The sequence below is a fragment of the Streptomyces sp. UNOC14_S4 genome, from assembly GCF_020740835.1.
In the GTDB taxonomy this organism is placed as follows: domain Bacteria; phylum Actinomycetota; class Actinomycetes; order Streptomycetales; family Streptomycetaceae; genus Streptomyces.
This window is the reverse complement of record NZ_JAINFC010000239.1, coordinates 1-11,117: the sequence shown is the minus strand read 5'-3', so window position 1 is coordinate 11,117 and position 11,117 is coordinate 1. Positions and strand designations below refer to the sequence as shown.

Annotated in this window: 13 protein-coding genes; 5 read left to right on the top strand and 8 right to left on the bottom strand. The window is 70.9% G+C overall.

Features of this window, described 5'->3' with window-relative positions; all coding sequences use genetic code 11:
- The first annotated feature begins 19 nt into the window (after positions 1-19).
- Together K6I34_RS21260 and K6I34_RS21255 are read left to right on the top strand one after the other, a co-directional pair.
- Entirely contained in the window at positions 20-571 is a 552-nt protein-coding gene (locus K6I34_RS21260; RefSeq protein WP_229327913.1) for an HNH endonuclease family protein, read from the top strand.
- A gap of 7 nt (positions 572-578) precedes the next feature.
- Positions 579-860 carry a hypothetical protein gene (locus tag K6I34_RS21255; protein WP_229327912.1) on the top strand — a complete coding sequence of 94 codons (282 nt, stop codon included), beginning with the start codon at positions 579-581 and terminating at the stop codon, positions 858-860.
- Positions 861-938: 78 nt separating this feature from the next.
- Here K6I34_RS21255 and K6I34_RS21250 read toward each other — a convergent pair whose 3' ends face one another.
- From K6I34_RS21250 to K6I34_RS21240, 3 genes are all read right to left on the bottom strand, one after another.
- Positions 939-1,952: a YdcF family protein gene (locus K6I34_RS21250; protein WP_229327911.1), complete on the bottom strand. Its 1,014-nt coding sequence runs from the start codon at positions 1,950-1,952 to the stop codon at positions 939-941.
- A 139-nt stretch (positions 1,953-2,091) separates the two neighbouring features.
- Positions 2,092-2,280, bottom strand: coding sequence for an antitoxin (locus K6I34_RS21245; protein ID WP_229327910.1), 189 nt, complete (start codon positions 2,278-2,280; stop codon positions 2,092-2,094).
- 65 nt (positions 2,281-2,345) lie between these two features.
- A complete protein-coding gene (locus K6I34_RS21240) occupies positions 2,346-2,783 on the bottom strand; it encodes a nuclear transport factor 2 family protein (RefSeq protein WP_229327909.1) in 438 nt (145 codons plus the stop codon).
- A 132-nt stretch (positions 2,784-2,915) separates the two neighbouring features.
- On the opposite strand from K6I34_RS21240, the gene K6I34_RS21235 reads away from it, so the two are divergent.
- Positions 2,916-3,485, top strand: a complete 570-nt coding sequence (locus K6I34_RS21235; RefSeq protein WP_229327908.1) for a PadR family transcriptional regulator — start codon at positions 2,916-2,918, stop codon at positions 3,483-3,485.
- Positions 3,486-3,489: 4 nt separating this feature from the next.
- Here the strand turns inward: K6I34_RS21235 and K6I34_RS21230 are convergent, their stop codons facing one another.
- Entirely contained in the window at positions 3,490-4,194 is a 705-nt protein-coding gene (locus K6I34_RS21230; RefSeq protein ID WP_229327907.1) for an SDR family oxidoreductase, read from the bottom strand.
- A gap of 144 nt (positions 4,195-4,338) precedes the next feature.
- Positions 4,339-4,524 (bottom strand): hypothetical protein, encoded by a 186-nt coding sequence (locus K6I34_RS21225; protein WP_229327906.1) that lies wholly within the window; start codon positions 4,522-4,524, stop codon positions 4,339-4,341.
- A 602-nt stretch (positions 4,525-5,126) separates the two neighbouring features.
- Between K6I34_RS21225 and K6I34_RS21220 the strand changes: the two genes are divergently transcribed.
- On the top strand, positions 5,127-6,932 hold the full coding sequence (locus tag K6I34_RS21220; protein WP_229327905.1) for a hypothetical protein: 1,806 nt from the start codon (positions 5,127-5,129) through the stop codon (positions 6,930-6,932).
- Positions 6,933-7,019: 87 nt separating this feature from the next.
- On the opposite strand, the gene K6I34_RS21215 is transcribed toward K6I34_RS21220, so the two are convergent.
- The 3 genes from K6I34_RS21215 to K6I34_RS21205 all read right to left on the bottom strand — a co-directional run bounded on the left by K6I34_RS21215 (position 7,020) and on the right by K6I34_RS21205 (position 10,200).
- Positions 7,020-7,535, bottom strand: a complete 516-nt coding sequence (locus K6I34_RS21215) for a glutathione peroxidase (RefSeq protein ID WP_229327904.1) — start codon at positions 7,533-7,535, stop codon at positions 7,020-7,022.
- Between the two features lie 60 nt (positions 7,536-7,595).
- Positions 7,596-8,396, bottom strand: a complete 801-nt coding sequence (locus K6I34_RS21210) for a phosphotransferase (RefSeq protein WP_229327903.1) — start codon at positions 8,394-8,396, stop codon at positions 7,596-7,598.
- A gap of 67 nt (positions 8,397-8,463) precedes the next feature.
- Positions 8,464-10,200 (bottom strand): CocE/NonD family hydrolase, encoded by a 1,737-nt coding sequence (locus K6I34_RS21205; RefSeq protein WP_229327902.1) that lies wholly within the window; start codon positions 10,198-10,200, stop codon positions 8,464-8,466.
- 121 nt (positions 10,201-10,321) lie between these two features.
- On the opposite strand from K6I34_RS21205, the gene K6I34_RS21200 reads away from it, so the two are divergent.
- Positions 10,322-11,038: a TetR/AcrR family transcriptional regulator C-terminal domain-containing protein gene (locus tag K6I34_RS21200; RefSeq protein WP_229327901.1), complete on the top strand. Its 717-nt coding sequence runs from the start codon at positions 10,322-10,324 to the stop codon at positions 11,036-11,038.
- The last annotated feature ends 79 nt before the right edge of the window (positions 11,039-11,117 follow it).

Genomic DNA, 11,117 nt, shown 5'->3' with positions numbered 1-11,117 from the left:
TCCCGTCGCGCCCCACCGGGTGCCCCCCGAGCCGCCGTCGGCGGACGCGGTCCGCACGGAGGTGGACGCGCTGACGGTGGAGGCGCCGCACTCGATGAACGGCTACTCGCGGGCCAAGTTCCCTCACTGGATCAAGCAGTACGGCCAGTGCGACACGCGTGAGGTGGTGCTGTCCCGCGACGGCACGAACGTCACCCAGGACTCGATGTGCCGGGCGACCTCCGGCTCCTGGTACAGCCCGTACGACGACAAGTCCCTGGACTCGGCGTCGAAGGTGGACATCGACCACATGGTGCCGCTCGCCAACGCGTGGCGGAGCGGCGCGGACACCTGGACCACGGACCGGCGCAAGGCGTTCGCCAACGACCTGGACAACCCCCAGCTGTTCGCCGTCTCCGCCGCCTCCAACCGCTCCAAGGGCGACCAGTCGCCCGACCAGTGGGCGCCGCCGAACACGGACTTCTGGTGCGGCTACTCCCGGGCCTGGGGGCACATGAAGAGCATCTACGGGCTGAAGGTCACCCAGCCCGAGAAGGAGAAGCTGGTCGCGATGCTCCAAACCTGCGACTGACCCGGCCATGACCGGTGAACTGCGCGGCGAAGTGGTGGCCGGGCCCGGCGGCGTGATGACGGACGAGGTCGGCGTGGTCACCGGCGACCTGGCCGTCGTCACCCGGCCGCTGCCCGGCGACCGCGCCTCGGTGGCGGTGCAGTACGTCGGTGCCGAGGAGTGGTACACGCTCACCGGAACCCCGTGCCCCGTCCCCGGCGACGGGCTCGCCGCCTTCCACGAGGCCCTGCTGGCACGCATCCGGGAGGGCGGGGCGTCCGAGGGGCTCCCGGCCGGTCTCCCGCAGTGACACCGAGGGCGGCGGGCAGAGCCGTGCGCAGCTCCGCCCGCCGCCCTCGGGCCGGTCCGGCGGACCGGTGCCGTGACGTCAGCCGACCACCAGGGCCAGCAGGCCGGGGAGGACGAGCAGACCGCAGATCGAGAAATTGACGAGCTTGTGGTGGAGGAACACCGCCATGAACTCGCGAATGGTCGCGCTGGGCCAGAAGTACGCCGCCGTCGGCGAACCCACCACCTGGCCGTTGACCCCGGTCTTCCGTGCCATCAGCGCCGCCCGGAAGGCGTGGAAATTGTTGGTGACGATGACGCAGGAGTAGTCGCCACGGTCCTGAGACATGAGGGCCTTGCTGTAGACGAGGTTCTCCTCCGTCGTACGGGACTGGTCCTCGCGCCGGATGTGCTCGGCGGGGAAGCCGCGTTCGGTGAGGTAGTCGGCCATGGCGTGGGACTCGGGAAGGTGCTCGTCCGGGCCCTGGCCGCCGGAGGTCACGACCACCGGCGGGTTGCCGCGTGCCGCCTGGGCCTCGTACACCTTGCGCCCCCGCTCCAGCCGGCTGGCGAGCAGCGGCGGCACCCGCTTCCCGCCGATGAGCCCGGAGCCCAGCACCACGACGAAGTCGACGTCGCGTCGCGGCCGCAGCCGCCCGTACAGGAACGCGTACCCGATGAAGCAGAAGAACAGGAAGGACACATAGGCGGCGATCAGCAGCAGGGTGCCGGTGACGATCACCAGGGCCCGGGAGTGCGCGACCGCGGCCGCGACCATCAGCCCCATGAGCCCGAAGATGCCGAGGCCGACGAGGAAGGACAGGAGGTTCGCCGGGCTGCGGCCTTCCTTGCGGATCATTTTCACGCCGTTGGCCAGCAGGAACACCGGCAGGACGAGGGCGCCCAGGAACGGGATCAGGAGCATCCCGGCCACGAGCCACTCCAGAGCGGGGTGCCCCTGGTCGCCGCTCCTGTCGGCCGACGCCGCCAGTCCCAGGAACAGGCTGACGCAGACGAGCCCGAGGTAGACGGCGTTGCTGAAGCGCCGGCGGTCACGTAGTACGCCGATACCGAAGAGGGCGAGGAACAGGAGAGCGGGGGCATAGGCGATCATGCCCGCATCGTACGCAACCGCGCCACGGCGAGGCCGGGCGCGGTGACGTCACTTGACGGCCTTGACCTGCGACTCTTTGCCGACAGAGCAGGGCTGTCGAATGCATGTGCCTATGTGGTGAGTGGCTGCCTCACAGCTGTCACTGCTGCGGAGGAGTGTCCTGGTCCCTGCCGAGCTGCTCCTTGAGCTTCTCCTGGGCGGTGTCGACCTGACTGCTGTACTTGCCCTGGGTCTTCTCGTCGACGAAGTCCCCTGCTTTGTCGATGCCCTTGCCTGCTTGGTCCTCGTGCCCCTTGAGCAACTGCTTGAGCTTGTCCATCACGGACATGGCCGACCTCCTTGACCGTTCGCTCCACTGCCTCCAGGTTCCTCCTGTGGGGCGCCGGGCGCATCTCAGCCGTTGCCTCCGGGGATCAGGCCGTCGGCGACCAGGCCCGCGAAGACCGCTTCGCCGAGTGTCCGGACGGCGGACTGCGGCCGGACCATCACGGTGAACTCCTTGATCAATCCTTCGTCGTCGAGGTGCAGCAGGTCCATGCCGTGGATCTGCCTGCCCTCCACGGTGGCCCGGAAGAGCAGCACCGCCGACGGGGCCTCGGTGCCGTCCGCGCTCGTCTCCGAGGTGCCGTCGTAGCGCCCGATGTAACGGAAGTCCTCGAAGGTGCGCAGCAGCACGCCGAAGAGGCCCAGCACCATCGGCTTGCCCTCGAAGGGGGTGAACTTCACGGGGCTGTAGAAGCGGACGTCCTCGGTGAACAAGGGGTCCAGGGCGGTCAGGTCACGGTTGTCGACTGCGGCGCGGAAGCGGTCCGCTGTGGTCGTGACGGTCATGACTCCTCCTCCAGGCATGGGGGTACGGCGCACGGTGCATAGTCATGAATATGACTAGTCAGTTCCTTGAGTATCATGGGTGATGCGTCCAGGAACAGGGCCGGACCTGGACAGAGGCGAGGGAGTGACCTGATGGCGTTGCGCCACGCGGTGCTGGCGGCGCTGCTCGACGAGGAGCTGAGCGGCTATCAGCTGGCCAAGGTGTTCGACCTCGGCATGGCGAACTTCTGGCACGCCCTGCCGCAGCAGCTCTACGCCGAACTGACCCGTCTGGAGAAGGACGGGCTGGTCTCGGGCCGGGAGGTGGTCCAGGACACGCGGCCCAACAAGCGCCTGTTCACGGTCACCGAGGCGGGCCTCGCGGAGCTCGAACGGTTCACGGAGGTCGTCACCAAGCCGTCCGCCATCCGCGACGACCTGCTCGTCAAGGTGCGGGCCGCCGACCATGTCGGGGCGGAGGCACTCGTCGGGCAGCTCACCGAGCGCGCCGGTTTCGCCCAGGCCAAAGTCGACCTGTTCGAGAAGCTGCTGCGTACGATGCGAGGCGGCCGGACCGAGGAGGAGTTCCTGCGGTACGGCGACCGCGTCGGCCCCTATCTGACGTGTCTGCGCGGCCTCGCCTTCGAACAGGGCAACCGCGACTGGTGCGTCCGCGCGGCCACTGCGCTCCGGGAACGGGCCGCCTGCCGCTCCCGGGACTGACCGCTCACCAGGGGAGCTGCCGGCCGTCCCGGAAGAAGCCCCCGGTGGGGCCGGAGTCCGGCAGCGTCGCCGCCCAGACCACATGAGCGGCGCCCTCCTCGACGGGACCACCACCGGCCCCGCCCATGTCGGTGGCCACCCACCCGGGGCACACCGCGTTGACCAGGACGAGATCCGCGCGCAGCTCGTCGGCGAGCTTGCGGGTGAGCGCGTTCAGGGCGGCCTTCGACACCCCGTACGCCGGTGTGCCGCCGGTCATCGTCGTCAGCGAGCCCGATTCGCTGGACACGTTGACCACGCGCGGGTGGCCGGACCGCCGCAGCAGCGGGCGGAACGCCTGCACCATGCGCCAGGCACCGAAGAGATTGGTCTCCATCGTGTGATGGACCTTGTCGAGATCCACGTCCACGGCCCGCTCGGTGATGTCGTAGTCGATGGCGGCGTTGTTGACGAGGACGTCGAGCCTGCCGAACTCCGCCTCCACGGAGCGGGCGAGGGCCTGCACCAGGCCGGGATCGGTCACGTCCAGCCGACGGGCCACGACGGTGCCGGGCTGCCCGGCCAGCTCCCCGGCGACCCGCTCGGCGTCCTCCAGCCGCCGGGCGCACAGCAGAACGGTGTGCCCGAGCCCGGCGAGCTGTCGTGCGGTCTCCCTGCCGATTCCGCGGTTGGCGCCCGTGACCAGCGACACCGGTGTGGTGGTGCTCATGTGCTCTTGCTCTCCCGATGCTCTTCCGATCGGTGCTGATGTCCGCTCACCGTAGGCGGACGACGCCCCGCTGCGGATCAGGCGCGAGTCGCAGGCATCCGTGGGACGAAGGACTCAGGACTGCACGGGAAAACGTGGCGCCGCTCAGACCGGTACCTCCAGGCCGTGCCGACGGAGTTCGGACAACATCAGGCCCAGGCACTTCTCGGCCCTGCCCCCGTCGGAGCGCAACGTCCCGGACAACGGGCCGCCACTGACGAGAAAGGTCCACCCGGGGGTCCGGCGCTGGCCGTCCGCCTTGAGGAAGACGTTCATCCCACGGTCCGTCATCCAGTCCAGCGTGAGTGCCCCCGCACCCTCGACACTGTCCGTATTCCACGGACCTTCGCACGCGGGCAGTCCGGCCGCGCGCAGAAGGGGCCGAGCGGAGCGCAGGCATTCACTGATGGAGGCCCCGGTTGTCTCGACCCCGTGCCGCAATTCCGTGGCGATGTCCGGCCCGGGGAGACCATGAAACGTCCAAGGAGACCCGTACCCGTCGCCGGAAGAGAGGGCGGCGACCACCCCTCGGTCGGCGAGCCACTGCAACAGCAGCAGAACCGCATCCTCCCCGAACCCCGCTTCGTGCCCTGCCTCTCTCGGCCCAGGCGGCTTCCTCCCGGCCTCGGAGCTTTCCATCGAATGCCTCTTTTGCTTGTTCCGGTGCCCAGGGGCGTTTCCGTACAACCAGATCATGCCCTGACGGGGCGGGCTTCGATCCCCGCCCGGAGGTGGGTGGGGGTTCGTTCCGCGGGATGATCCGTATGGCCATGCGGCCGATGGTGTCCGGTGTCGTGGGACGGAAGCGTGGGGGTGTCAGATCTCGGCCCGTGGCGGGAGCGGGCTTCTTTCAGCGCTTTCGCGTGACAAGACGACACCTGCAGAGGGAGAAAATGAGATTCCCCGGACAGCGGATATCCGCCGGGCGCGTCACGACGACCGTCGTGGCGACAGCCATGGTACTGACCATCACGGGAACGACCGTTGCCCAGGCCGCGCCACCCGGTAAGCCTGACAGCGGGGTCGGCGCGCCTCAGGAATTCGCCGACGAGTACACGCACATCGTCGTCGACAAACGGCCGCGCGGCGAGGCCGATCTCGACGAGTTGCGGGAGTCCTTGCATCGGAACGGACTGCAGACCGCGAAGAGCCGCTGGGCCGCCGAGGGGAAGGACGTGGAGGCCGAGCTGAGGAAGGCCGGGTCGGGTTACGCGAAGAACGGGCACCACGAGCACGTCTTCATGTGGGACTCGTCGAAGAAGGGGATCGAGGGCGGCAACGCCATCGAGCGGAACGGCGATGCCATCAGGGTCAAGATCCGGTGGGATGCCTTGAAGAAGGACGGGCGGTTTCTCGGCGGCACGCTCAAGGGCGATCACGGCGGTGGCCCGCTCGGTGGGGAATCCACCAATGGCGCGTGGGCCCACAAGGGCGACATCCCCAGGAAGTATCTGTTCATCGTGGGCGTCGACGACCCCGCGCACCCCGGAATGAGCCAATGGCTCGCGGGCAAGGGCTGGCCCGACGGCAATGGCGTCTGCTCCACCGGCGGTTCCCCGGGGCGCGCGAAGCGGTCCGTGAACGTCTGTGAGCAGGGGCGGACGGAGGAGGCCGGACCGGCGGAGGAGGGCAAGCCGTCCGGGGAGGTGCTGGAGAGCGCGGAGGCCAGGCAGGTCGAGCAGGTCTTCGGCGAACTTGCCGGGAAATACGGGCTCAAGGTCGTCGCCCCCGACGGCAAGCAGCTGTCCCCGTCCGACATCCACGCCCGCATCCGCGGCTACGGCAAGCTCTCGCCCGAGGCGAAGGCCAAGATCCGCGCGAATCTGAAGTCCGCGGGCAGCACGGCCAAGGGCGCCCTGCTGGTCGCGGGCGGCGTGCTGTGGGCGAAGGGTGTGTACGACGCCTTCGCCGACGACACCACGAGCCTGGACAAGGCCGCCGCCATCACCGCGATCGTCCCCTTCGTGGGGTGCGGCACGCAGGCCGGGGCGGCCGCCGGCCACGGGCGGTTCGACGCCGACGACACCGCGGCCTGCTTCGGGGCCGACGCCCTGCTGGTCACCCCGCTGTGGCCCGCCGGGCTCACCCTCCATGGCGCCCGCTATTTCACCGACAAGTGGAAGGAGGCGCAGATCCCGTCGATCACGGTGTTCCAGCAGGCCCGCGACGAGGCGTGGAAGAAGACGCTCGACGACTTCCGTGCCAGTGCCGACGGCCTCCGGAAACTCGTGAAGACAGCCGCCGACATCGAGCGTCAGCAGCTCGAAGCGGAAAAGGCCGTGATTCTGCACAATGCCGCCGAGAAGACGGTGGAGGTGGACAAGGGCGGCGCCTCCGCGGAGGCCAAGAAGCTCCTCAAATGGAGCACCGAGCGCACGGCACGCGAACAGATCAAGGAACTTCCCCGGAAACTCCGCGAGCAGTCCGACACGGCGATCCGCGACGCACTCGTGGAACGGGCGAGGCAGTACAACGAGGAGTTCATCAAGCAGGAGGTCAATATCGACCGCTGGAAGGACGAGTCCTGGCAGGCCGCACTCCACGGCCCCAGCCACTCCCGCGCGGACCGGCAGGAATACCTCGACAAACTGATCCAGCGACTCCGTGACCGCGACATGCTGCCGCCCGTACCGGACGCGAGCGACCTCGCCACGGACATCGACCGGGCCCGCAAGGCCCTGGCGCAGCAGGACGCCTGACGCGCCGCGGCCGACGCGCGCCCAGGTCCGCCCCGTACCCGGACGCACGTCGGCCGAGGCCGTGCGGGCTCCGCCCCGCGGGCCGGATCAGGCGGGCAGGACGGCCTCGATGGCGGTCGTGACCTCGGCGGCGTCGGGCTCGGTGCGCGGGCCGAACCGGGCGGTGACCCGGCCGTCGGGGGCGACGAGGAACTTCTCGAAGTTCCAGCGGATGTCCCCGGTGTGCCCCTCTGCGTCCGGGGTGTCCACGAGCCCGGCGTACAGCGGGTGCCGGGCCTCGCCGTTGACGTCGGTCTTCTCGGTCAGGGGGAAGGTCACGCCGTACGTGGCCGAGCAGAACGCGGCGATCTCCTCGGCGCTGCCGGGCTCCTGGCCCATGAACTGGTTGCACGGCACGCCCAGGACGGTGAAGCCGCGCGGCGCGTAGCGCTCGTGGAGCTTCTCCAACGCCGCGTACTGCGGGGTCAGCCCGCACTTCGAGGCGACGTTGACGACCAGGACGGCCTTGCCGCGGTACTGCGCGAGGTCTGCCGGGCCGCCCTGAAGGGCGTCGATCTCGACGTCGTGAAAGGAGGGGGAGGAGGGGGACGAGGGGAGGGACATGTTCGCTCCTTGTGTCTGTGTGGTGGTACCAACTGGCTACGCGTCAGCGTAGAACCCGGGTCAGCGGGCCAGGACCCCGGCCAGGCCGGAACGCACCGTCGCCGGGTCACCGGTGTCCAGGCCGTGGGTCACCTCGTACCAGGGGCCCAGGCGGTGCCAGAGCAGAGCGCGTCCGCGCAGCTCCGGCGTCGCCCCGTACGCGTCGGCGAGGGCATCGGCGAACGCGGACGGTGTCCCGTGCAGCGCCCAGGCCAGGTCGACGGCAGGGTCCCCGATGTGCGCGTCGCCGAAGTCGATGACGCCGGAGAGGGCACCGCACCGGACCAGGACGTGCTCGGGGCCGAGGTCGCCGTGGACGAGGGCCCGGGCGGGCAGCGAGCCGACGGCGTCCAGCAGCGCGTGGGCGGACTCGCGCCGGTCCGCCGGCAGGAGGGGGATCACACGCGCCCGGAAGTCCTCCGTCAGGGCGGCGCGTTCGTCCAGCACCTCGCGCGGGGACGGCGCTCCCCGGCGCTCCGCTTCCGCCGCGTCGGCGGAGTGCAGGGCGCGCAGGAACAGCCCCAGCCGCCGTCCCCGCGCGGCGTCCGGTTCCGTCAACGGCTCGCCGGGGACCAGCGCGTGCCGTACGACCAACGGATCGTCCGCCACGACACGGGGCACCGGCACGGGCAACGGCAGCTGCGGGCCGAGCCAGGGCATCAGAACGGTCTCCGTACGCAGCTGCCGTGCCACTTCCGGGCGGCGCGGACTCCGCTCGACCCAGCACCCGTCGACCAGCCGCGCCGCGCTGTCCCAGCCCTCCGGGAAATCGACGGTCTCCGGGCGCGAGGTGTACGAGGTGTACGAAGAGGAATCGGTCATCGGGCCACACTAGATCGCCGAGGCCGCCGTGGGCATCGCAGAAAAACGCGCGTCACTGCGCACCGGTCTACCGCGCCCTGGTCTCCGGCGGGAACAGGCCGCTCTCCGGCAGCAGCAGGGCCGAGTCCGCGTGGACCGTGATGTGTACCGGTACGTAGTCGACGGCGTCGACCCGCGCCTCCCCGGTTCCGGGGCTGCGCGCGTACCGCGGGTGGGCGCCCCCGCTGATCTGCCAGCGGAGGCGGTGGCCCGCGGGGAAGCGGTACGCGGCGGAGCCCATCGGCACGGTGACCCCGGACGGCTCGTCCCCGGTCGTACGCACCTGTGCCAGCCCGTCGCAGACGTTGACGGAACGGCCGTGCGGGTCCACGTCGCACAGCCGCGTGAAGACGTCGGCGTGGCCGGTGTCCGTGGAGACGCTCAGCCGTGCCGAGACCGGACCGAGGATCTCCATGGGCTCGCTCAGCGGCGGGCCGGTGAACGTCAGTACGTCCTCCCGGGCCTCCAGCTTCCTGTTGTCGCGGGGCCCCGCGGTACGGCCGAGCGACCGGCCGCCGAGGGACGGGGTGGGGGCGGCCGGGTCGTACCGGAAGGATGCCACCGGCGTGGAGTCCGTGGGGGCCAGCCTGGTGAGGGCCAGCCCGCCGGGGGAGGGGAACCACGGCACGGCGTCCGGCGACCGCGGCGGCCAGTCGTCGAGGTCCCGCCACGCGTTCCCGCCGTCCGCGCTCTCACCGCCCACGTGCACCCGCGCGCCGGTGGGGCGCAGGCCGGACCGGTCGTCGCACAAGTGCGCCCGCAACCAGGCCAGACTCTCCGCGAACACCTCGGGCAGGCCCCGCTGGAGTGCGGAGGTGTGCGTCCACGGGCCGACGAGCAGGGCCGTCTCGCAACCGGCGCTGTGCAGGCGGCCGTACTGTTCGAGGGTCTGGTCGAGGAACACGTCGTGCCATCCGGTGACCAGCGCGGTGGGCACTGCCAGCCGCTCCGCCACCTGACCGTGGGAAGTGCCGCGCCAGTACGGGTCGTCGGCGTCCGGGTGCGTCATCGCACCGTCCAGCCAGGGAACTTCGCGCCCTAGGGCGGACACGTACGCCCCGCGCAGCGGCCGCGCGGTGGCGACCTCGCGCAGTCGGCGCTGGAGGCGCAGCACCGCCTTCGCGAACGGCGCGACGCCCTCGTGCTGGTACGTGCCGCCGGTCGCCGAAATGAGGACGTCCTCCAGATGGAGCGCACCGCCCGCGTGGTAGAAGCCGTGGGGATCGTGGAACCCCACCTGCACCACCATCGCCTTCAGCTCCGGCGGCGGATCCAGCGCGAGTGCCCATTGCACGTAGCCCAGGTAGCTGGGGCCGACCGTGCCGAGCGTCCCGTCGAACCAGGGCTGCTCCCGCAGCCAGGCCACCGTGGCCAGGCCGTCCCGCGCCTCGTCGCGCCAGGCGTCGAACCGGCCGCCCGAACCGCCGGTGCCCCGGCAGCTCTGCAGGACCACGTGGAAGCCCTGCTCGGCGAAGAGCACGCCGTACAGGGGCGACCACGGCACGCCCCTGCCGTACGGCGAGCGCACGAGCAGGGTGGGGAAGTCGCCCTCGGCGCGGGGGAAGTAGTGGTCCGTGATCAGCGGGATGCCGTCGGCCGCCGGTACCGGCAGTCCGGGCTCCCACCCGACGTCGTGCCGTGCGGCCGGGAGGCCGCGCCAGGTGGCGCGCGTCAGCCGCGCGGACAGCGGAGGTTTCCCGGGCAGCGGGGTCCAGGCCGATCTTGTCGCGGTGTCGTGTGCGTGCGTGTGTGCGTGTGCTGTCATGACGCCCCCTCGCTAATTCCGTACGTTGTACGAGAATAGCGGGTGCTTGGATATGTTCCACAAGGCCGCGAGCCCGCGGGGCCGGTGGACCGGCGGGGACCAGGACAGGAGTACCGAGACCGTGACCCGTGACGGCGACGACGGCACCGTGGGAGTCGACCCCCAGCAGCTCTGGCTGAACCCCGCCGGGCCCCGCAGGGGGCGCAGGCCCGCGTTCAGCCGCGAGGCGATCACGGCGGCGGCCGTCGCCCTCGCGGACGCGGAAGGGCTCGACGCGGTCACGATGCGGCGGGTGGCCGCGCAGGTCGGGGCCGGTGTCATGTCGCTCTACAGCTACGCCCCCGACAAGGAGACGCTGCTGGAGCTGATGCTCGACCACGTCAGCGGTGAACTGCCGGTGGGGGAGGCCCTCACGGGCGACTGGCGCGCCGACGTCAAGGCCCTCGCCCACCGCCAGCGGGCCCTGATGCTGCGGCACCCCTGGCTCCCCGCCGTCCTGACCGTGCGCCGCACCCCCGGTCCCAACGCCCTCGCGTTCCTGGAGCACGGACTCGTGGCCCTGCGGCCCGCCGGGCTGGACGGCGCGGCGAGGCTGGAGGTCCTGGCCCAGCTCACCGCGTTCGTCGCCGGGCACGTCGCGTACGAGGTCGCGCAGGCCGGGGTGGCGCAGTCGCCCGGGCGGGCCGCGGCCGAGGCCCGTTACCTGGCCGCAGTCGCCGCGGACGGCCGCCACCCGGAGCTCGCCGAAGCGCTCGCGGCGCCCGGGCGTTCCGTCACCCCGGACGCCACGTTCAGCCGCTTCCTCAGCCGCTTGGTCGACGGCCTCGGCAGCGACTGACGCGCGAGCGCCCGGAACGGGCGCCTGTCGATTCACGGCCCGTGCCTCCGGGACACGCACCGGCCGGGGCCCTTTGGGG